This is a genomic window from Salipaludibacillus sp. CF4.18, assembly GCF_051262595.1.
In the GTDB taxonomy this organism is placed as follows: domain Bacteria; phylum Bacillota; class Bacilli; order Bacillales; family Salisediminibacteriaceae; genus Salipaludibacillus; species Salipaludibacillus neizhouensis.
Genome location: NZ_JBIMEV010000004.1, coordinates 60551 through 82253 on the forward strand (window position 1 = coordinate 60551; position 21703 = coordinate 82253).

The 21703-nt window shown below is 39.1% G+C and carries 18 protein-coding genes; 6 read left to right on the top strand and 12 right to left on the bottom strand.

Translation table 11 applies throughout. The features are described 5' to 3' along the window. Positions 1–34: 34 nt before the first annotated feature. Positions 35–1273: a DUF418 domain-containing protein gene (locus ACHABW_RS04240; protein WP_435754197.1), complete on the top strand. Its 1239-nt coding sequence runs from the start codon at positions 35–37 to the stop codon at positions 1271–1273. A gap of 63 nt (positions 1274–1336) precedes the next feature. Here the strand turns inward: ACHABW_RS04240 and ACHABW_RS04245 are convergent, their stop codons facing one another. The 3 genes from ACHABW_RS04245 to ACHABW_RS04255 all read right to left on the bottom strand — a co-directional run bounded on the left by ACHABW_RS04245 (position 1337) and on the right by ACHABW_RS04255 (position 4347). Further along, the gene (locus ACHABW_RS04245) at positions 1337–2299 is read right to left on the bottom strand and encodes an ABC transporter permease (RefSeq protein WP_435754198.1); all 963 of its coding nucleotides are present in this window, start codon (positions 2297–2299) and stop codon (positions 1337–1339) included. A 2-nt stretch (positions 2300–2301) separates the two neighbouring features. Next, positions 2302–3261: an ABC transporter ATP-binding protein gene (locus ACHABW_RS04250; RefSeq protein WP_435754199.1), complete on the bottom strand. Its 960-nt coding sequence runs from the start codon at positions 3259–3261 to the stop codon at positions 2302–2304. A gap of 171 nt (positions 3262–3432) precedes the next feature. After that, the gene (locus ACHABW_RS04255; RefSeq protein WP_435754200.1) at positions 3433–4347 is read right to left on the bottom strand and encodes a diacylglycerol kinase; all 915 of its coding nucleotides are present in this window, start codon (positions 4345–4347) and stop codon (positions 3433–3435) included. A 954-nt stretch (positions 4348–5301) separates the two neighbouring features. On the opposite strand from ACHABW_RS04255, the gene ACHABW_RS04260 reads away from it, so the two are divergent. The 4 genes from ACHABW_RS04260 to ACHABW_RS04275 are packed head-to-tail and all read left to right on the top strand — an operon-like array spanning position 5302 to position 6311. Continuing rightward, complete coding sequence (locus ACHABW_RS04260) at positions 5302–5484, top strand: hypothetical protein (protein ID WP_435754201.1); 183 nt, start codon at positions 5302–5304, stop codon at positions 5482–5484. Positions 5485–5497: 13 nt separating this feature from the next. Further along, positions 5498–5773: a hypothetical protein gene (locus tag ACHABW_RS04265; protein WP_435754202.1), complete on the top strand. Its 276-nt coding sequence runs from the start codon at positions 5498–5500 to the stop codon at positions 5771–5773. A gap of 34 nt (positions 5774–5807) precedes the next feature. Then, the gene (locus ACHABW_RS04270) at positions 5808–6014 is read left to right on the top strand and encodes a hypothetical protein (RefSeq protein WP_435754327.1); all 207 of its coding nucleotides are present in this window, start codon (positions 5808–5810) and stop codon (positions 6012–6014) included. A 33-nt stretch (positions 6015–6047) separates the two neighbouring features. Next, positions 6048–6311 carry a hypothetical protein gene (locus ACHABW_RS04275; protein WP_435754203.1) on the top strand — a complete coding sequence of 88 codons (264 nt, stop codon included), beginning with the start codon at positions 6048–6050 and terminating at the stop codon, positions 6309–6311. A 116-nt stretch (positions 6312–6427) separates the two neighbouring features. Here the strand turns inward: ACHABW_RS04275 and gatB are convergent, their stop codons facing one another. The 9 genes from gatB to ACHABW_RS04320 all read right to left on the bottom strand — a co-directional run bounded on the left by gatB (position 6428) and on the right by ACHABW_RS04320 (position 19248). Continuing rightward, positions 6428–7867, bottom strand: coding sequence for an Asp-tRNA(Asn)/Glu-tRNA(Gln) amidotransferase subunit GatB (gene gatB, locus ACHABW_RS04280; RefSeq protein ID WP_435754204.1), 1440 nt, complete (start codon positions 7865–7867; stop codon positions 6428–6430). Positions 7868–7884: 17 nt separating this feature from the next. Continuing rightward, a complete protein-coding gene (gene gatA, locus ACHABW_RS04285; protein ID WP_435754205.1) occupies positions 7885–9345 on the bottom strand; it encodes an Asp-tRNA(Asn)/Glu-tRNA(Gln) amidotransferase subunit GatA in 1461 nt (486 codons plus the stop codon). An 11-nt stretch (positions 9346–9356) separates the two neighbouring features. After that, positions 9357–9647, bottom strand: coding sequence for an Asp-tRNA(Asn)/Glu-tRNA(Gln) amidotransferase subunit GatC (gene gatC, locus ACHABW_RS04290; RefSeq protein ID WP_435754206.1), 291 nt, complete (start codon positions 9645–9647; stop codon positions 9357–9359). 251 nt (positions 9648–9898) lie between these two features. Then, entirely contained in the window at positions 9899–11365 is a 1467-nt protein-coding gene (putP, locus tag ACHABW_RS04295) for a sodium/proline symporter PutP (RefSeq protein ID WP_435754207.1), read from the bottom strand. Between the two features lie 511 nt (positions 11366–11876). Then, complete coding sequence (locus ACHABW_RS04300) at positions 11877–13082, bottom strand: CamS family sex pheromone protein (RefSeq protein WP_435754208.1); 1206 nt, start codon at positions 13080–13082, stop codon at positions 11877–11879. Positions 13083–13203: 121 nt separating this feature from the next. Continuing rightward, positions 13204–15207, bottom strand: coding sequence for an NAD-dependent DNA ligase LigA (gene ligA / locus ACHABW_RS04305; RefSeq protein ID WP_435754209.1), 2004 nt, complete (start codon positions 15205–15207; stop codon positions 13204–13206). A 12-nt stretch (positions 15208–15219) separates the two neighbouring features. Then, positions 15220–17478: a DNA helicase PcrA gene (gene pcrA, locus ACHABW_RS04310; protein ID WP_435754210.1), complete on the bottom strand. Its 2259-nt coding sequence runs from the start codon at positions 17476–17478 to the stop codon at positions 15220–15222. 66 nt (positions 17479–17544) lie between these two features. Beyond that, the gene (locus ACHABW_RS04315; protein ID WP_435754211.1) at positions 17545–18240 is read right to left on the bottom strand and encodes a heptaprenylglyceryl phosphate synthase; all 696 of its coding nucleotides are present in this window, start codon (positions 18238–18240) and stop codon (positions 17545–17547) included. A 174-nt stretch (positions 18241–18414) separates the two neighbouring features. After that, positions 18415–19248 (bottom strand): AraC family transcriptional regulator, encoded by an 834-nt coding sequence (locus ACHABW_RS04320; RefSeq protein ID WP_435754212.1) that lies wholly within the window; start codon positions 19246–19248, stop codon positions 18415–18417. Positions 19249–19530: 282 nt separating this feature from the next. On the opposite strand from ACHABW_RS04320, the gene ACHABW_RS04325 reads away from it, so the two are divergent. Next, positions 19531–21549: a beta-galactosidase gene (locus ACHABW_RS04325; RefSeq protein ID WP_435754213.1), complete on the top strand. Its 2019-nt coding sequence runs from the start codon at positions 19531–19533 to the stop codon at positions 21547–21549. The last annotated feature ends 154 nt before the right edge of the window (positions 21550–21703 follow it).

A 21703-nucleotide genomic window follows, 5' to 3' on the forward strand; every position in this document is an offset into this window, starting at 1 on the left:
GTTTTTCTTAACGAATATTGACAGGGGGTTCATAATGAGCGATAAACTTACCAATAAAACTATTACTTCGAAAAAAGATTCGGTCCCCGCAGCGCTAAGCCCCTTGGATTCAGCTAATAGGCTTCATCACATTGATAGCTTACGAGGGTTTGCTTTGTTTGGCATTTTCCTTGTGAATATGCTTGCCTTTCAATATGGTACGTTTGGGTATGAGTATATTTATCCGGACTTAAATTCAACAGATCAGGCTTCTCACAATATGATAGAGTTTCTCTTTCAGGGAAGCTTTTATCCGATTTTTTCCATTCTATTCGGTTTTGGAGCAACACTCATGTGGCAACGAGCCGGACAGGAGGACCGTCCATTTTATCTTGTCTTTCTGCGTCGTTTAGTCATTTTAGCAATGATGGGAACGGCACATCTTTATCTTATCTGGGATGGCGATATCCTCCTTACCTATGCAATAACCGGATTCATCTTTGTCTTGTTTCTAAAATGCAAACCAAAAACGCTACTCATATGGGCAATAACTCTTGTTTTTCTGAATACCGCTCCTGGTCTGCTCCCTACCGATGATGCAAGTACGAACGAAGCGTCTACTATGCTATCCTCGATCGCTGAGCAAGAACAAGTAGTCTTAACCGATGGAAGCTATCTGGATACGGTGGAGTTTCGTTTAACTTCTGACCCGTTTGAGGAAGTGGAATTTGGCTTTTTGATTTCGATTATTAATGCAGTCACATTATTTATGCAAACATTATGGCTGTTTATAGTTGGTGCAATTATAGCTAAAAAACGATGGCTACATGATCTAAAAGAGCATAAACAAACACTAGTTTTGCTAATGGCAAGTGGCTTATCCGTTGGGATAATCCTTAAAGGAGTCATGGTTTATACACCTACCACTCAGCTAGATTACATTGGATATATTTTTGGAGGTCCTGTTTTAGGGATTGGATATATTGCAGCCTTCTCCCTTCTTTTTATGAAATTCAGCACTTCCATCGTCTTTGACAGTTTTAGGTACGTCGGACGTATGGCGTTAACCAATTATATCTCTCAATCTATCGTGATGACCACTCTCTTTTACGGCTATGGTTTTGGCCTTTTAGGAGAACTCGGCACAACATTAGGAATAGTTCTCGTTGTCGCTATATTTATCTTACAAATGATCCTCAGTAAATGGTGGCTGATCCACTATCGTTTTGGACCAATAGAGTGGTTATGGAGAAATGGCACGTATATGAAACGACATAAGATACGTAAAAAATAACGAGTAAAGGGATGGAAAAAGTCGATTTCTACTTTTTCCATCCCTTTTTGTCTTTTCCGTGTTTTAAGAGGAAAGATCTCGTTTCTGAAAGAAAATCGTTGCTGAACCTAAAAATAGGATCGCATAAACTGCTAGTACGGCTAGTGAAAATCCTAATCCTACACCAGGTAGTAGCTCATCCACTAATACATAAGAAGGTAGACTTAAATGAGGTAAAAAGAGCAATTTATACCACATGTAGTCTCCTAATAAACCTGTTAAAGCCTGCATCACATTCGTTGCAAATAAAATGAAAATACCTATTCCTACCGCCAAGGTCTGACTTTTAAACAGAATTGACACTGAAAATGAGATAATTAGGAACATGAGCATGTTCAAAAAATACAGACCTATTTTGGCCGGAAGTACTTCTTCAACAGTAGTAATGATTTTACCACCTTGCATAGTAATTTCTATGATAGGGGTTGAAAAGCTCCCACTTCCAAAGAATATCGTTCCAACCGTTAAATTTGTGATGATTAAAGTAGCCAGCAAAATCATTGAAAACAAAACGACTGTAATAAATTTTGCCAATAAGAACTGCCAGCGCTCAAATGGACGGATAAATAATTGCTTTAGTGTTCCATTATCCTGCTCCGAGGAAACGATCGTGCTTGCTATAATGACACTAAATAACGTAACGAAAGCGGTGATGGCAAAAATTGAATCATTTAAAAACTTAGCGTTGTACATCTCATTTGGATTCACACCCGCTTCAAGCATTGCTTTATTTTCTTGGATTATTTGCTCGGCAAATTCGATATCCACTTCGTCTCCATTATTCATTTCGATTATTTCCTCTTGCTCTGCGATTTCCGTTTCCAGCGTTACTTCCCATTCTCCTGTCGATTGATTGTTGGAGTCTATTAAAAAATTATCATAAATAACTACCATACCAATGATGAGAACAACAATGGCCCCTAGAAAAAACCATGGCTGTTTTTTATTCCACAATTTAATCCACTCATTATGTATTAATGATTGCATGCTTATCTGGCCTCCTTCTGTAATTGCTTGCCTTCAGCTGATGTGAGCTGAAGAAACTTTTCTTCTAAAGATGTACGCTTCGATTCAATTCCGTAAACATCAATTTTAGATTGAACAAAATCTCGGTTCATGATAGGAATTTGATCGTAGTCCATTTCTAGAAGGAATTCATTTTCCTTTTCACGTTTTACTAGATTTATAGATTCAAGCCGTTGAATAACTTCTTCGGACGATTGTCCCTGTCCTTTTTTCACATGCAATAAGACCATCAACTTATCTGTGACGTTATCATTATCTAAGGAAGATATATCAGAGACGTCAATGACTTTCCCTTGCTCCATAATTACGACACGGTCACACATAAGCTGCATTTCTGTTAATAAATGTGAGGAAACCAGCGTCGATATTCCTTCATCTGCAAGTTTGCGAAGGTAGTTCCTTAGTTCTCTAATCCCTTTAGGATCAAGTCCGTTCGTAGGTTCATCTAAAATTAAAAGCGCAGGCCGATGCAAAATTGCTTGAGCCACTCCCAATCTTTGTTTCATGCCAAGACTATACTTTTTCACTTTATCTTTAATCGCATCTTCCAGTTTTACTAACTCTACCACTTCTCTAATACGCTCATCTGTCATTCTTTCCTTAGCCATGCGCCCATATTGCTGAAGATTCTTATAGCCACTCATGTAGTCATAAAAAGTTGGGTTTTCTACAATCGCCCCAATATCCGATTTACAAGCTTGCCCATTTTCGTCCAGATCTTTTCCATTGATGGAAACACTGCCTGAAGTCTTTTTTATTAAGCCGACAATCATTCGAATGGTAGTCGTTTTTCCTGCTCCATTCGGTCCTAGTAGTCCTAGTATTTCCCCTTTCTTCATTTGAAAGTTGACCTCGTCAACAATTTTCTTTCCACCTTGTACTTGCTTCGTCAAATTCTTAACTTCTAGAACAATTTTACTCATAAGCTATCCTCCGACATAAAGTATTGTTTTTACTTACGTTTGTTAAAGTTTTACATTTTATACTTTATTATCATTATATTGTAAAACTTCCTAAATAGAAATACGTATTACCAAACTAGAAGTTTCATAAATAACAAAAAAACCGAGGATCATTAGTCCCCAGCCGGTTTGTTAATATAATTCTTGAAAACAACTCAATTTTTTGTTTGGCACGATCATGTTAATATGATTATGCAAATTAACAAATTCATCAGGTAAACTTCCACCAAATTCTCCATCTAGGTTTAACTGCATATCATCTTCTGACCGAACCTTGATTCTGCTAGCTTGTACATAAATGACTTTATCATCATTAATGTGGTCTCCTCGTAATGCAGCCGAGGTAATTCGGACAACATCCGCTAAATTCGTTTTCTTCACAATCAACAGATCAAACATTCCATCGTTTAAGTAGGCATCAGGTGCCAATTTTTCAAATCCACCAACCGAATTCGTATTGGAGACAAGGAACAGCATGATTTCTCCTTCAAACCATTTTCCATCATATTCAATCGTCACTTGCGTCGGCTTGATTCTTGGCAACTTTTCAAATCCCTTTACGTAATAAGCTACCTGTCCCATCATTGTTTTCAAGCGACTTGGTACTTCATACGTTAATTCCGTCAATGATCCAGCCCCAGCGATGTTAATAAAATACTTACTGCCTACTTTCCCTATGTCCACTGTTTGTTCTCTGCCATTGACTAATATCTTAGTTGCCTCTTCTATGCTTTTCGGTATATGTAAGGCCCTTGCAAAGTCGTTTGTGGTACCTCCAGGTAATACTCCTAATACTGGTCGATTTTCCTGTTCAGACATCCCATTTACGACTTCATGAATTGTGCCATCCCCACCGGCAGCTATAATTAAATCAAAACCTCTTTCACAAGCTAATGCAGCCGCATGTTTCGCTGAATCTAGTCCTGTTGTCGCATGAGCAGATGCCTCATATCCCGCTTCTTCAAGCGTTTCTAATATATAAGGTAAATGTTTTTTTATTTGTTCCCTTCCTGAAGAAGGATTATATATTAACCTTGCTTTTTTCATGTCTTTGTATCCTCCATAATTTACCGAGCTTCTCTAAATAGTATACCATTTTCCCGTAATAATAGAAATATTACTACATATATATAGGTTATTTTTGTAAATCCTGTTGTATTTGGGAATGGTGATTGAAGAAAGGAAAGGGTGTCAAATTCTCTAAACTATCAGTAGCTGAAGATTCTGCGGCGCGATTGTCCGAGGAGGAGATAGGTTGCTATGATTCTAACTTTAGCGATAAAAGCGATGCTGTTAAAGAGATATTAAAATGACCCTCTGTCCAATTATGGATACAAAGGGTCATTTATATTTCATTATTTTCATTCATGTATTTTCATTACCTACTTTTTAGCATTCATTTTTCATCCTTTAAGATTCCCATGTATGAAAATACATACACTTCGCTCACCTACGTCATCGGATTTCAACCCCTTTATAGAGCATGCTTTAGGATCTTTCAACATAAAATGCTAAATCTTACTTGCAGGTCTCCTTTCTTTTGATTAGCAATTCGTTTTGCTTAATAATAGCTTAATAAATTATTTATATATTGTAAATGTTCTGATTATTCAATTTTAAGGGGTTATCACCTGTGTTTCTGCCTAATTCTAGCTATAACTCGGTTTTTCTCAGTATTTAAGGTTTATTGTTCGTTTATTTACTGAAGTTGTCTTTGTAGGATGGCCGCTTTTATTATGATGCGCATATAAACTCCTTATATTGCTCATGTCGGCGGTGTGGTGGTGCATTTATTTCGTTTAGTTGCGCATTTTTCTTTCCTTGGTGCTCGTTTCTCTTAAATTGTTCATTCTCTCTCCTCTTCAAAAAAACTTTTTCTTTCTTTATCGCCAAATTTCTCCCGTATAGTTCATCAAACAATCTTTTATAACATTTTGCTCATTATACCAATGACATTTAGTAACCAAGCCTGTAAAATACAGGAGTAAGGAGGTGTTGGCCATGAAAATCACGCGTAAATTGTATTTTATTGTTGCTTTTAGTTTCGTGTTTATTTCTATCTCATTTTTGTTTATGAATGTGTTTAGTATTCAACAGGCAGTCGAGCTATGTAAGGATGTAGGTGGCCAACCTCAAGTAAACAACGGATTATTTAGTTTTAGCTGCGAACATCAAAGCAATTAGAAAGGTGCTCGAAATGAAAAAAACTCCATTACATATAAATAAAATGTCATTGTCCGACGCACATGAAATATCCAACTGGAAGTATGAGTACCCATATGAGATGTACAGCATGGATGGCTCACCGGAAACCATTCAATCACTTTTATCTGAAGAGTATTATGCTGTTATATCTGATAAAGACCTCTTCGGGTATTTTTGTTTAGGAAAAGAAGCTCGTGTTCCTGGAGGCTATCATATCGGCCTCTATGATGACGATGCATATGTTGACTTAGGTTTAGGCATGCCCTAATTTCACTGGAAAAGGCCTGGGGAAAATTTTTTTGATGACAATACTAAGATGGGCCCATGGAAAAAAATCCCTATCCCACTATCGCCTCGTAGTAGCCTTTTTTAACGACCGTGCCATACAGCTTTACAAAGGAATGGGGTTTAAAGAAGTAGATGTTTTTACTTCTTCCGTCGGAAATACCGAAGTACCTTTTGCTGCAATGACACTCTCTATTTCAGATGACTTTTTATCTCAACAGTAATCGTTGAAAGATGAAAATAAAGGAGTTTACTCTGTGTCTAAATACTTTGACTACTTATTTATTTTCCTCATTGGCTACCAGTCTTATTTTATTTACTTTTTGTTTTCCTCTCCCACTCCAAACCAATTGATTTCTCTCTTGATCGCACTGATTGGGATAACACTTTGGTTTTTCGTTTGGAATAACATTCACAGGCAGACTCAGAAGCATGTTACGATGGCAATTGTTACTGGTATTCTTAGTTTCAGTTCGTTTATTATTTATATCGTCTTATTCGGAATAACAGCATTGAAATAAGACTTCTGCTCCCATTGAAAAAACATGGTCCGATTCGATACTTTCTTACTAATAAAAAACTATAAAAAAAGTGCACGGAAAAAGTTCAAATTGACTTTTTCCGTGCACTTTTACATTTAGCGTTTTTTAATTTCTTCCACTAGTAACTGATTCACAAGTTGTGGATTTGCTTTTCCTTTTGAAGCCTTCATGATTTGACCAACGAGGAAGCCAATCGCTTTGTCTTTCCCGTTTTTATAATCTTCAATCGACTGCGCGTTTCCATCCAAGGTTTCATTCACCATTTTGCGGATTTCGCCTTCATCGCTAATTTGAACAAGACCTTTATCCTTCACAATTTGTTCAGGATCTCCACCTTTTTCAATAAGCTCTTTGAATACTTTTTTCGCAATTTTTGATGAAATCGTACCCTTATCAATAAGCAGAATCATTTTTACTAATGCTTCAGGAGTCATCGGAATATCACTAATCTCTTGATTCTGTTGTTTCAAATGGGCATTAACTTCCCCCATCAACCAGTTAGACACGGATTTTGCCTTTTCCGGACCACCAAGCTCTACAGCTGCTTCAAAGTAATCACTCATCGCTTTTTGCTGTGTAATAACTGCTGCATCATAGACCGGTAAATCAAATTGTTTAACATAACGTTTTTGTCTTGCATCCGGTAATTCTGGAATAAGATCACGTATTTTATCTGTCCATTCTTTGTCAATATATAAATTGACAAGATCCGGCTCAGGAAAATAGCGATAATCATCCGATCCTTCCTTCACCCGCATCAAAATCGTTTTCTTACCGCCGTCGTCCCATCTTCTAGTTTCCTGGAGAATTTCTCCTCCTGAAGAGAGTACTTCTTCCTGGCGTTTTTCCTCGTACTCTAGTCCTTTTTGAACATGAGTAAAGGAGTTTAGGTTTTTAATCTCTGCTTTCGTTCCAAACTCTACCTGTCCTTTAGGTTTGAGGGAGACATTGGCGTCACAGCGTAATGAGCCTTCTTCCATTTTGCAATCTGAAACTTCCGTATATTGCATAATTGCCTTGAGCTTCTCTAAATAGGCATATGCCTCTTCCGGGGATTCAATATCCGGTTCTGAAACGATCTCTACAAGAGGTGTACCAACTCGGTTATAGTCGACAAGCGAGTAACCTTCTTCATCAACATGTGTCAGTTTTCCTGCATCCTCTTCTAGATGAAGCCTTGTAATACCAATACGCTTTTTCTCTCCATTAACCTCTATATCAATCCATCCATTTTCGCCAATCGGTTTATCAAATTGTGAAATTTGGTAAGCTTTCGGATTATCCGGATAAAAATAATTTTTCCGATCAAACTTCGTCACTTCTGCTATCTCACAATTCAACGCAAGAGAAGCTTTCATTGCAAATTCTACTGCTTGTTTATTCAGCACAGGCAATACTCCTGGATGGCCTAAGCAGATAGGACAAGTTTGTGAATTTGCTGGAGCACCGAATTCGGTTGAACACCCGCAAAAAATCTTGGAATTTGTTTTTAATTCTACGTGTACTTCTAACCCTATTACTGTTTCATAACTCATTATGGTTTCCCTCCTTTCTACAAGTTTGGCTTTAATTTATGATGTTCTGTTGCCTGCTCATACGCGTGAGCCACTTTATAAACAGTTGATTCGTCAAAATGTTTCCCGATAATCTGTAATCCTACCGGTAATCCATTTACTAGACCACAAGGAACACTAATTGCCGGAACACCAGCTAAATTCACCGGGATAGTTAAAATATCATTCGCGTACATTGTTAACGGGTCATCGACATTTTCGCCTATTTTAAAAGCTGTTGTTGGCGCTGTCGGTCCAATAATGACATCATATTTCAAGAAAAGATCTTCAAAGTCTTGTTTGATTAACGTCCGGACTTTTTGAGCCTTTTTATAGTAAGCATCGTAGAACCCAGAACTTAAAGCAAACGTTCCAAGCATAATACGTCGTTTCACTTCATCCCCGAAACCTTTTGTGCGTGTTTGCTTGTACGTTTCACCAAGAGAAGGTTCCTCTTGACGAACACCATAACGAATCCCATCAAAACGAGCAAGGTTCGCTGATGCCTCTGATGATGACAGAAGATAATATGTCGGTACCGCGTACTTTGAATGAGGTAAAGAAACCTCGTCCCATTCTGCTCCTAGTGATTCAAGCACCTTTAACGCTTCCTTCACAGTCTCTCTTACTTCCTCAGAAACACCTTCTCCAAGATATTCTTTAGGTACGCCAATTTTAAGACCTTTTACATCTCCACTTAACTGAGAAACATAATCTGCAACACCAATATTTGCACTAGTAGAGTCAAGAACATCCTTTCCAGCAATTTTCTGCAGTACGTAAGCATTGTCTTCCACTGTTCGTGTAATAGGTCCAATTTGATCTAACGAAGATGCAAAGGCAACTAAACCAAATCGGGAAACACGACCGTATGTAGGCTTCATACCAACTACACCGCAGAAAGCTGCTGGTTGTCGAATCGATCCGCCTGTATCGGAACCTAAGGAAAAAGGAACTTCTCCCGCTGCAACGGTTGCTGCGGAACCACCACTGGATCCACCAGGAACTCTTGAAAGATCCCAAGGGTTTTTCACATTTTTATAGCTTGAATTTTCGTTAGAAGAGCCCATGGCAAACTCGTCCATATTTAACTTCCCAATTGTTATCGTATTTAAGCTATTTAGTTTTTCCATAACTGTCGCATTATGCTGCGGATCAAAATTTGCTAGAATCTGACTTGCACAAGTTGTAAGTAACCCTTTTGTCACAATATTATCTTTGATTCCGACCGGCATGCCGAAAAGAATCTCACTTGCTGAAGCATTTCCGTTTGCGAGTTTTTCCTCAAGACTTTTTGCCTTATTACGAGCATTTTCTTCATCTAATCTTAGAAAAGCACCTACTTTATCATCTACCTCAGCAATTCTCTTATATGATTCTTCCACAAGATCGGTGGGACTAACTTCTTTTTTATGTAAAAGCTCATGAATATCTTTTAATTGATGATCAAATAATTTCATGCATTCTCCTCCTATTCAAGCACAGACGGTACTTTGAATTGCCCGTCCTTCTGATCCGGTGCATTCTTCAATGCTTTTTCCCGCGGTAAAGACTCTCGCGCTTCATCTTCACGTAAAACATTTCTTACGTCTAAAACATGAGAAGTTGCTTCTACATTCTCTGTATCAATCTCGTTTAACTTCTCAGCATAGTTAATCATCTGATCGAGCTGATACCCGTAATGCTCGATTTCCTCTTCTGAAAAATCAAGCTTCGCTAAATGTGCCACGTGTTTCACTTGATCTTTTGAAATTCTATCCATCTTTTACACCTCCGAATTTTATCTGAAAATCTTGTCTATCCTGACTTCACAATAGTACGATCATACCAAAGATCCCCAGTACAATCAACGATAGAGCCGATGTAACTCAAAATATTAGACTAATTTCTATGCCGCATCACGAACGCTCTGCGGGGCAGTAATTCAACTTTCAATGTTCATATTAACAAAAGCTACCTGGATACAATGATATCCAGGTAGCTTCCTTTCATTATTAAACTTTAAAATTAACTTTACAGACTATCCTTTACTCGTAGGAACTCATCTTTAATTTCTTTCACTGGTTCTTTATCAAGCAAGGATACAACATAAATTGCTACCCATGCTAAGATAAAACCGGGAACAATTTCATATAAGTAAAACGGAATAATTCCTGCCGTCGTTAGCTCCGCCCATAGGATGACAGTAACGCCACCTACGACCATACCTGCAAGTGCTCCCCATTTCGTCATTCGATCCCAGAATAGAGATAAGATGACCACGGGACCAAAAGCAGCACCAAATCCTGCCCAAGCATATCCAACGAGCTCTAAAACAGAAGCTTCTGGATTGTAAGCAAGCATAATAGCGAACAAGGCTATGACGACTACTCCTAAACGTCCTACCAATACAAGTTCTTTTTGCGAAGCTTTTTTACGGAAAATAGCTTTATAAAAATCCTCTGCTAAAGCACTTGAAGAAACGAGTAACTGTGAGTCAATTGTACTCATAATGGCAGCTAATATCGCTGCAAGTAAAAACCCGGATACAACTGGATTAAATAAAACTTGTGTAAATTCAATAAAAACAGTTTCCGAATTATCTAGAGGTGTATCTGCAAAAAATGCGATACCAACAAAACCTGTAAATATAGCACCAAACAAAGCAAATACCATCCAAGTCATTCCAACCAAACGAGCTTTTGGAATCTCAGCCTTGGATTTAACAGCCATAAAACGGGCGATAATATGTGGTTGTCCAAAGTATCCTAGTCCCCACGCTAAAAGGGAAATAATTCCTAAAGCAGTTGTTCCTGTGAATACGTCCAAATAAAGAGGATCAATCTCTCCCACTCGGTTAACCGTTTCATTCCAGCCGCCCATATCTCTAATAGCAACAAACGGCACAATCACAAGTGCTAAGAACATTAATATACCTTGCACAAAGTCTGTCCAGGAGACTGCGAGGAATCCCCCTAAAAAAGTATAGGAAATAATTACAATTGCACCTATCCATAACGATTGTGTATAACTGAGTCCAAATGAACTCTCAAAAAGTATCGCTCCACCAACTAGTCCGGAGGAAGTGTAAAAAGCAAAAAATGTTAAGATTACTAATGCGGAAACAATTCGTAATATTTTCGAAGTGTCCTTGAATCGATTTTCAAAATAGTCGGGTAATGTTATTGAGTCACCAGCAATTTCTGTATACATACGAAGTCTCGTTGCAATAAACTGCCAGTTCAAGTAAGCACCAATCGCTAACCCAATACCAATCCAAATTTCTGTCATCCCGTTTAAATAGATTGCTCCCGGTAATCCAAGCAAGAGCCAACTACTCATGTCGGATGCACCAGCACTAAGGGCGGCAACTCCTCCACCTAATCGGCGTCCTCCTAATACATAATCAGATAAATTACTAGTCATTTTATAAGCAACGAGTCCTATTGCCAGCATCCCTACTAAATAAATTATAAACGTTACAAGTGTTGAAGTATCCATTAGTTATCCTCTCCTCTCTGTAAAAAATGTTATTACTGATAGAATTACTAAAATCGGCATTGGAACGAATAACCAAAACCAGGTTGCGGTCGTTAATGCATGTTCCATAAGTTGAGTTCACCTCCTTTAAAAAGTAACTTTGATTTTTAAAATTACTTGTTTGTAGTAGGTAATACACCTCTATAAATTTTTCAATATTCTGAACAAAATCCCGAGGGTAATAGCGATAAGAAAACTATATCATATTATTATTAACAGAACATTTTAAATAATGTTTTTATTCATTTATTTTGAATAATTATTCGTGAATATTATCTATTACCATTATTATACCGCTGTATGGACATATATATTCACAAAAAAAATTGATAAGTATTATAGCTTTCCTAGAAAATATCGATTTATTAGGCTGTATTACCTAATATTACCTATTGAAATTATGCAACTACTTAAAACACTAAAAATAAACTCCCAGACCGACGTAGGTCCAAGAGTTTTAATCTTTCAAAAGTTACTTATAAATGTGTACATACGGTTCTTGATCAGGGTACAGAATAATGATGGACTCCGTTCCGTTGACCGATTTTAAGTAGACATATATGGGCGATTGTGTCGCAAATGTCGACTCTAATCTACCACTGATAAATTGTGTTAATGCAACGATTTCAGCTTTCCCATGTGATTGCAAGTTCAATTCAATTGTTAACTCCTCTAGCCTTTCATCTTTATAACGACCTCTTCCAACTACTCCAACACTTCGATCAAAAAATTCTTCTACATCTTCTCTAAATTGCGAAAATGCACTGGATAATTCCGGTTGAGTTTCACTTGCCTCGCTAGATGGAAAAACAATAAAGTCCTCACTGACAGCATTCCAATCTTGAATGTCGGCTTCCCCTTCTCCGACTTCGGTCATGGTAACAAACGTTCCTGGTTCCACAGAACCGCGTTTCTCTTCTTGATAAAGAGCAAATGTGATTGGAACTTCTTCCAATCCTTCCATTTCACGAAGACGGACTAAAATTTCCTGAGCGATTTCTTTTCCCGCTTGTACTGTTTCTTCCGCATCTAAATCTTCTTCGTGGAAGTAGAGACCGCCATCTTCATCCTCTGTCCGAAAGTAGTAAACGTCTCTTAGAGATAAACCAATAACGACTCCACCTAAGTTCACACCGTCCTCTTCATTTCCAGAGTAATAATTGTGTTCCATAACGTGAGATAGAACCAGTGGATTCTCACGCATTTGTTCCTCTTTGTTATCAACTTCAGCAAGTGCCGGATTAAGTCCTTCAAGATTCCCCCCCACCATGTCTCCATCTTCATTTTCCTCAGGTTCTTTATAGCGACTTAACCAGCTATTAATAAGCTCACCATCAAGGAATTGACCCTCTTGGAAATAATAGGTTTCCTGGTCAAAAATACCTGTTGCTATTTCAATTAACCCTAATTCAAATTGGTTAATGTCTAATCTGTTGTTCATTGCATCATTGACGATTCCTCTTGCCTCGCTTCGGTGGTATACACCATCTTTTAAAACATTACGGTAATAGTTTTCTGCAGTATCGATCGTAGGAGTAATAATGTATTCCTGCTCCTCTTCTTCTTCCGTTTCCTCTATAACAATCACGTCTTCTTCGGAGCGCTCCACGGATGGCATACACCCAGATAGAAGTATCACGAATCCAAGACCTATAATACTTATTTTTTTCCTCATCATTCACTCTCCCTCGCCTTTGAACAAAAGCAGTCAGCAATTAACTCACATACTCCCTTAGTCATTTTCTCATAATCCAATGGCGCGGTCCAGACCTCTCTTATCTAAATTTCTCCTGTGAGATTTAGCCTAGTTCTGCAAGAAACCGTTTTTCATCCCAAACTTCGATGCCAAGGTCTTCTGCTTTTTTTAATTTTGAGCCTGCTTTCTCACCAGCTACTAATAAATCTGTTTTAGTAGTCACGCTTCCAGTCACCTTTCCACCGCGGGATTCAATTTCAGCCTTTGCATCACTTCGTGACATTATATCCATTGAACCAGTCAGAACAACCGATTTACCTGCAAAAACAGAATCTAGTTCCTCCATAGCCTGAAGTTTAGGCCCTGTATATGTCATGTTTATCTTTAATTCTGCTAATTCATGAAGAAGTTCAAGCACTTGTTCTTGGTTAAAATACGTATGGATCGCATCAGCCATCTTTGTGCCTATCTCATCGACCGCTTCAAGTTCTTCGACTGATGCCTCTTGCAGTTTATCCATCGTTTCGAAATTCATTGCTAAAGTTTTCGCGGCTTTCGCACCTACATACCGAATGCCTAAACCAAACAGCAGCTTTTCCAAAGAATTTGTTTTTGTTACTTCAATTGCCTGCAATAAATTATCGACAGATTTTTCGCCCATTCTTTCAAGCTTCAGGAGTTCATCCCTCTCCAATCGATAAATATCTGCTACGTCTTCTATTAAATCATGCGCAAACAGCTGTGTAATTACCTTTTCTCCTAATCCATCGATATTCATAGCGTTTCGAGAAACAAAATGAATCAACCCTTCACGAATTTGCGCCGGGCATTTAGGATTCACACAACGAAGTGCTACTTCCCCTTCAATCCGAACAAGTTCACTTTCGCACTCCGGACATTCTGTAGGCATATGAAAGTCTTCTTCTTCACCAGTTCGTTCATCTACTAGTACATTCACTACTTTAGGAATGATATCTCCCGCTTTTTTGATGGTTACTTTGTCACCGATTTTCACGTCCTGCTCGCGGATTAAATCTTCATTATGTAGAGAGGCACGTCGAACCGTAGTTCCGGCAACGGACACGGGATCGAGTATAGCTGTTGGTGTGACAACGCCTGTTCTACCGATACTTAATTCAATACTGCGTAATCGTGTGACAACTTCTTCTGCCGGAAATTTAAAAGCGGTTGCCCACCTTGGACTCTTCGCTGTAAAGCCAAGTGTCTCTTGATCCTGTAAGCTATCCACTTTAATAACAATCCCATCAATTTCGTACGGAAGATTCGCCCGCTTTTCCAACCATCCATTACAATACGCAATCACTTCTTCAATATTAGCGCATTTCTTTGTCTGATCATTTGTTTTAAACCCTCGCTTACGTACAAATTCAAGAGACTCCGAATGTGAGTCCAATGTTTGACCTTGAATTTGACCAACCGAATAAATGAAAACATCCAGGTGACGTTTCGAAGCAATTTTCGGATTTAACTGACGAAGCGATCCGGCTGCCGCATTCCGCGGATTAGCAAATAATGCTTCTTCCGATCTCTCCTTCTCCTCATTCAAGGCATTAAATGATTTTTTAGGCATAAAAGCTTCTCCACGAACTTCAATAGTGATTTCTTCCTTTAAACGCAAAGGGATCGATTGGATCGTACGTAGGTTACTTGTAATATCTTCTCCGGTGGTTCCATCTCCTCGAGTGGCCCCTTGCACGAACTTTCCATCTTCATACTTTAGGTTAACTGCAAGTCCGTCAATTTTCAGTTCACACATATATATTGGTTCATGTCCAAGCCCCTGCTGAACACGACGATCAAAATCGCGCAACTCTTGATCATCAAACGCATTTGATAAACTTAGCATCGGTACATCATGTTGAACCTTGCGGAAATAATCGAGAATTTCTCCGCCTACTCGTTCAGTAGGGGAGTCTTCTCGTTTTAGATCAGGATGCTTCTCTTCTAATTCCATTAGTTCATGAAGTTGCTTATCATATTCAGAATCAGGGATTTTTGGAGTGTCTAAGACGTAATAATGATGAGCATAGTCATTTAATCGATCGGTTAACTGATCGATTTGTTCTTTCAATTGCTTGTTTGACATCGTTGCCTCACCTTATCCTTTCGTAATTGGAGCAAATTTAGCAGCTAAACGTTTGACCCCTACTTCCGGGAATGCAATATCAAGTTCCACGTTTTCGCTTTCCCCTTTTAAACTTACGACGGTGCCTGTTCCCCACTTTTTATGCAGTGCTTTGTCTCCCACAGCCCAAGCAAAAGATGCACCTTCCGTCGTCGTTGTTTGCGTTCTAGTGGTTGATGTTCTTCGCTGCGGAGATGCAGCCGCTCCTCCAGAAGATCGATTCATTGAGCCTGATCCGACCGCTTGCTTGCCTTTTGATCCTTGCATCCATGGTGGCATAGCTTCCGTTTTATCTCCACCAACCGTTTCCATTAACTCTTCAGGAATTTCATTTAAAAACCGTGATTTCGGGTTCATATTCGTGCGACCGTATAACGTACGCATCCTTGCACGACTAATATAAAGATGCCTCTCTGCACGAGTAATTCCGACATAGGCCAAGCGTCGTTCTTCTTCCATTTCCATCTCTTCCATAAGCGACCGACTGTGCGGGAAAACTCCTTCTTCTAATCCTATTAAAAAGACTATCGGAAATTCCAGACCTTTTGCAGAGTGAAGAGTCATTAACAGAATTTTTTCTTCTGAATCTTCTTCATCTTCCACTTTATCGATATCAGCAATAAGAGCCAAGTCAGTTAAAAAGGCCACAAGTGTTTTATCCTCACTTACCTCTTCAAACTCTTTAGTAACAGTTAGAAATTCGTTAATATTCTCTAAACGGCCTTCTGCTTCTAAACTTTTATCATTTTTGAGCATGTCACGATAGCCTGTTTTTTCTAATAGTTCTTCCACAAGCTCCATCACTGGCAGGTACTCCTGCATTTGAATCCATCCACGAAGCTGTTCACCAAACTCGCGTAACGTTTTTGTGAAACGAGCACTCAATCCGACTTGATCAATTTCCAATAATGTTTTGAACAGAGAAAGCTCATGTTCATTCGCATAAGCCTGAAGCTTGTCTACCGTTGTATTACCGATCCCTCGTTTAGGAATATTGACAATGCGCCGAAAACTGATATCATCGTCCGGGTTTGCAACCAGTCTTAAATATGCCAATAAATCTTTAATCTCTTTTCTGTCATAGAACTTTGTTCCACCAACGATCGTATAGGGCAGGTTTGACTTGACCAGTAGTTCCTCAATAACCCGTGACTGGGCATTCGTCCGGTAAAGCACGGCCATATCAGACGTTTTGTACTTCCCTGACTTGGTATGCTCCTGCACTTTTCCTATCACAAATTGGGCTTCCCCGTGTTCATTATCGGCTTCATAATAACTGAGTTTGTCACCATCAATGTTATCTGTCCAAAGGTTCTTTGCTTTACGACCTGCGTTGTTATCAATGACTTTATTGGCTGCTTGAAGAATTCGCTTTGTAGATCGGTAGTTTTGCTCTAACATCACGACAGTCGCATTTGAATAATCGGTCTCGAAGGATAAAATATTTTTTATGTCGGCACCGCGCCACCTGTAAATAGATTGATCTGAGTCCCCAACCACACAAATGTTTTTATGCTTATCCGCAATCATTTTTACTAATAAATATTGTGCCCTGTTTGTATCCTGATACTCATCTACCATGACGTAACGAAACCTGCGCTGGTAATACTCTAAAACTTCAGGTACTTGTTTAAAAAGTTTAATCGTCGTCATAATCAAGTCATCAAAATCCAACGATTGATTACGTCTCAACTCTTTCTGGTATGCTTCATAAACTTTATGAACCGTTTCTTCATAATAACCAGACGCATTTTTTGCGAAATCCTGAGGTGTTTTCAACTCATTTTTAGCAGAACTAATGGAGCCAAGAATCGACCTTGGATCAAATTTCTTCGGATCGATATTCATTTCCTTTACAAGACGTTTAATGACCGTTTTTTGATCAGTCGAATCAAGGATTGTAAAGTTACGGTTAAAACCGATCCTGTCAATATCACGTCGAAGAATCCGGACACACATGGAGTGGAACGTGGAAATCCACATTTCCTCCGCTTGTCCGCCAATGATTCGGGAGACACGGTTTTTCATTTCTCTTGCAGCTTTATTTGTAAAAGTGATCGCAAGAATAGACCAATGCGGAACTTCTTTTTCTCCAATCATATATGCAATGCGATGCGTTAAAACCCTCGTCTTTCCACTACCGGCACCAGCCATAATAAGGAGAGGTCCTTCTGCATGTTTCACCGCTTCTTGTTGTTCAGGGTTGAGCCCCTGAAGTAATTCATTACTCATCCTACCACCATCCAAACGTACGTTCTGTTTATATCTATATTACCTCTTTACAGGAAGCTTGTACACTTATTTTTTGACTGTTTCCGTCGCTTTTACTGTTTTTAATGCGGCCTTCAAATCTTTATAAATCGCATCACCAATAACAATGGTATCCGCGTGTTCTGCCATTTCCCTTGCTTGTTCTAACGACTCGATTCCACCGCCGTAAAACAATTGTGCTTTTTCTAAAATATCACTCACTTCTTTTACGATGGCAGGATCCCCGTATGTACCACTGTATTCCAAGTAAAAAATTGGCATGTGAAAAAGTTGATCCGTCATTCGGGCATAAGCTAAAATATCATCGTTCTCCAGATCTGTTTTCGCATCGGTGAGCTGAGCTACTTTTGACTCTTCATTCAATACACAGTAACCTTCAGAAAGAACCTGCTCCCAATTCATTAAATGTCCGAACTCTTTCAGGGCACGATGATGCAGCCCGTTTAACCATGTCACATGTCGAGTATTCAGTACAGATGGGATAAGGTAGTAGTCAAATCCAGGAATAACAGAATGAAGATTACTAACCTCCAGCACACAGGCTACGCTGTATCGCCGGACTCTCATTAATAAATCTAATGTATTTTCCTCCGTGACACCGTCGCTGCCGCCTACAATAATAGCATCCGTCCCCGATTCACAAAGTTGCTCAATTGCTTTATCTGAAATTAGCTTGTTTGGATCTAATTTAAAAACGTGTTTCCACTCGTGATACGCTAACATAATTTACAGTCTCCTAACCATTCTAAACATTCTTGTCTGAGGAATAGTATATCAAAAAAAAGGGCCAGTCTCGACAGTAATCATCTGAGCATAATGGAAATTATTCTTAAAGTGCAATTCCTTCTCAGTTTTCTAGCCCTTTCACAAAATCCTCACCTCCATAATAGTTCAAGTTTAATGTAATTGACGATATTTCTCCGGGGAAACCCCAACCTTTTTCCGGAAGGTCGCAATAAAATGACTTGGGGATCTGAACCCTACTTCTGCTGCTATCTGTTTGATTGTTTCCGAACTACTGTCATTTAACAGAAGTTTTTTTGCTTTTTGTATTCTTAGATTTAAAAAATAAGTGTACGGTGTGAGATTAAAAGTTTGTTGAAAAAGAGAATTTAAATGCCTCTTGGACATCTTTAAGTATGTTGCCATTTCCTCAATTCCAATCTCTTCATTAGAAACATTTTGTTTCATCCATTCCAGCAGCGGATAAAGTTTGGACAAGTGGCTAGCCTCAGTGGTGTTCTTTTGAACCTTGCCATATTTGTACAGCGAAATTAAAAATTCATATACATCAGCAGAAGCCTTGACACTAAAGACATCCGCAGAAGACTCTCCTCGCTTAATCACATCTTCAATAAACGAGGAAAATGGTGTATTCGTTTCCCAATTATAAAAAGCTGTACGATTTATTTCCAAGTTTCCAAGCAGCTCTCTTACCATCGATCCTCCGAAAGTAAAATAGGTTGTTTCCCAGTTTTCCGTATCCTTAGATCTTTCATAAAAATGTGGCACATCAGGTAAAAATAACACGCCATGATTTGGTGGAAGAATGATCTCCTTATTTTGATAGGTAACGACACCTTTTCCTCGCACCGTTTGAATCCAATGATAGGCAGAGTACCCATCCGGCCGACTGATCTTTTCTTGTGCAGGGTTATAGCCAATCGTCTCTGTAAATAACGGCATTTGACTATCTTGCATAGGAATATGAAATTCTCTTCGATAAAACATTCTCCCACTTCTCCTAAGAAAAACGGCATAGCCGTCTTTTATTAATTACAGCGTGATCTTTTTAGCCCCCCCGAGTAGCACCTACGTAGTGCGTGTAGGTGCTACTCGAAAGGAGGTGGGTTTCCCTTGATACGTGTGGCGTAAAGATAGCTGTCATTTCAAATGTAAAAAACAAGTTTTACTTCTTTATTATTATATCTATGTCAATTTTGTTATATTTCATCTGCTATTATAACGGTATACAATGTAACTATAATTATATCAGGAATGGAGTGGTAACAGATGATAAATGATAAATTACCGAAGATTTGGTACGGAGGAGATTACAATCCTGAACAATGGGGAGAGGAAGAATGGGACGAAGATGTGAGAATGTTCAAGCTTGCTGGTATAGATGTGGCGACTCTGAATGTGTTCTCATGGGCAACGAATCAACCTAATGAAGACACATATGATTTTGTGTGGCTTGATGAGCACATTGATCGACTTTACAAAAATGGCATTTATACATGTTTAGCAACGAGTACTGCAGCACACCCCGCTTGGATGGCGAAAAAGTACCCGGATGTTTTACGAGTTGATTTCCAAGGCCGGAAACGCGCATTTGGCGGAAGACATAATTCATGTCCTAACAGTCCAACCTACCGCAAGTATTCGGAACGGATTGCCGATAAACTCGGAGAACGTTACAAGGATCATCCTGCCGTATTAATTTGGCACGTATCCAATGAGTATGGTGGTTATTGCTATTGTGATCATTGTGCAACCGGGTTCCGAGAATGGTTAAAGGAAAAATACGAAACGATCGACGTATTAAATAAAACGTGGAGTACGAAATTCTGGGGACATACTTTTTATGAGTGGGATGAAATTGTTCCTCCCAACGCTCTAAGTGAGGAGTGGGGGGCTAATAATACGAGTTTTCAAGGGATCTCGTTGGATTACCGCCGCTTCCAGTCAGATAGTTTACTGGAATGCTATAAATTAGAACACAATGCCTTGAAGAAACATACCCCTGACCTGCCGATTACGACGAATCTAATGGGTACCTATCCGGAACTGGATTATTTTAAATGGGCAAAGGAAATGGACGTTGTTTCATGGGATAACTATCCAGCTTATGACACACCACATAGTTTAACTGCGATGCGACATGATCTAATGCGCGGGCTAAAAAGCGGACTGCCATTTATGTTAATGGAGCAAACACCTAGTCAGCAAAACTGGCAGCCTTATAACTCATTGAAACGACCAGGCGTCATGCGGTTATGGAGCTACCAGGCTGTAGCTAGAGGCGCAGATACAGTCCTATTTTTCCAACTTAGAAGATCCGTTGGGGCTTGTGAAAAATACCACGGTGCAGTGATTGAACACGTCGGTCACGAACACACGAGAGTTTTCAAGGAGTCCGCTCATGTTGGTCAAGAACTGGCGCAACTGTCTGATAAACTTCTCGACGCAAGAGTGCATGCAAAAGTCGCCATTGTGTTTGATTGGGATAATCGTTGGGCCATTGAGCTGTCAAGTGGACCTTCCGTAGCCCCTGATTACGTGAATGAAGTCCACAAATATTACGATGCTCTCTATCAGCAAAACATCGCTGCAGATATGATCAGCGTGGACGAGGATTTGAGTCAATATGACATTGTCATTGCCCCTGTTTTATACATGGTAAAACCCGGCTATGCAAAAAAGATTGAGGAGTTTACCACTAATGGTGGAACATTTGTCACGACTTTTTTCAGTGGAATCGTAAACGAAAATGATCTCGTGACTACAGGTGGTTACCCAGGTGAACTTAGGGATATGCTTGGCATTTGGGTAGAAGAAATTGATGCATTAGCCCCTGAACATAAAAACCAGATCGTCGTAAAAGATAAGCTTGGAAAACTTGAAGGAAGCTATGAATGTAATTTGCTGTTTGACATTATTCATTCTGAAGGTGCCGATGTTATCGCAGAGTATGGCTCTGATTTCTACAAGGGAACGCCAGTCGTCACCTCAAATAAAGTAGGCAGCGGAAAAGCAGTCTATGTTGGAACAAGTCCTGAAGCCTCCTTTTTGCAAGATCTTCTATCTAACTTATCTGAGGAGAAAGGAATTCAAGCTTTATTGGATGTCCCTCATGGGGTTGAAGTTACTGAACGATGGAAAGATGGCAAGGCATACACATTCGTCATGAACCATAATTCTGAGGAGATAACGTTTGAATTAGATTCGACTCGAGAAGAGTTGTTAACTAACAAAACGCTTTCTGGTTCTGTTGCCTTAGAGGGCTATGGAGTGATGATTTTAGAATGATGAAATGTGAATCATGCGTTTAGCCATCAAGACCACCGCTAAATTAATATAAAAAACGCATGATATAGCCGCAATTGGATATATCATGCGTTTTTGCCAGATGATCACTGTTTATCTGAATATGACTATCCATTTAGTTTTCAAATGTTCCCAA

Coding starts and splice junctions, on each gene's coding strand:
- ACHABW_RS04240 (WP_435754197.1), top strand. CDS start 35: ATGAGCGATAAACTTACCAATAAAACTATTACTTCGAAAAAAGATTCG.
- ACHABW_RS04245 (WP_435754198.1), bottom strand. CDS start 2,299: ATGCAATCATTAATACATAATGAGTGGATTAAATTGTGGAATAAAAAA.
- ACHABW_RS04250 (WP_435754199.1), bottom strand. CDS start 3,261: ATGAGTAAAATTGTTCTAGAAGTTAAGAATTTGACGAAGCAAGTACAA.
- ACHABW_RS04255 (WP_435754200.1), bottom strand. CDS start 4,347: ATGAAAAAAGCAAGGTTAATATATAATCCTTCTTCAGGAAGGGAACAA.
- ACHABW_RS04260 (WP_435754201.1), top strand. CDS start 5,302: ATGAAAATCACGCGTAAATTGTATTTTATTGTTGCTTTTAGTTTCGTG.
- ACHABW_RS04265 (WP_435754202.1), top strand. CDS start 5,498: ATGAAAAAAACTCCATTACATATAAATAAAATGTCATTGTCCGACGCA.
- ACHABW_RS04270 (WP_435754327.1), top strand. CDS start 5,808: ATGACAATACTAAGATGGGCCCATGGAAAAAAATCCCTATCCCACTAT.
- gatB (WP_435754204.1), bottom strand. CDS start 7,867: ATGAGTTATGAAACAGTAATAGGGTTAGAAGTACACGTAGAATTAAAA.
- gatA (WP_435754205.1), bottom strand. CDS start 9,345: ATGAAATTATTTGATCATCAATTAAAAGATATTCATGAGCTTTTACAT.
- gatC (WP_435754206.1), bottom strand. CDS start 9,647: ATGGATAGAATTTCAAAAGATCAAGTGAAACACGTGGCACATTTAGCG.
- putP (WP_435754207.1), bottom strand. CDS start 11,365: ATGGATACTTCAACACTTGTAACGTTTATAATTTATTTAGTAGGGATG.
- ACHABW_RS04300 (WP_435754208.1), bottom strand. CDS start 13,082: ATGATGAGGAAAAAAATAAGTATTATAGGTCTTGGATTCGTGATACTT.
- ligA (WP_435754209.1), bottom strand. CDS start 15,207: ATGTCAAACAAGCAATTGAAAGAACAAATCGATCAGTTAACCGATCGA.
- pcrA (WP_435754210.1), bottom strand. CDS start 17,478: ATGAGTAATGAATTACTTCAGGGGCTCAACCCTGAACAACAAGAAGCG.
- ACHABW_RS04315 (WP_435754211.1), bottom strand. CDS start 18,240: ATGTTAGCGTATCACGAGTGGAAACACGTTTTTAAATTAGATCCAAAC.
- ACHABW_RS04320 (WP_435754212.1), bottom strand. CDS start 19,248: ATGTTTTATCGAAGAGAATTTCATATTCCTATGCAAGATAGTCAAATG.
- ACHABW_RS04325 (WP_435754213.1), top strand. CDS start 19,531: ATGATAAATGATAAATTACCGAAGATTTGGTACGGAGGAGATTACAAT.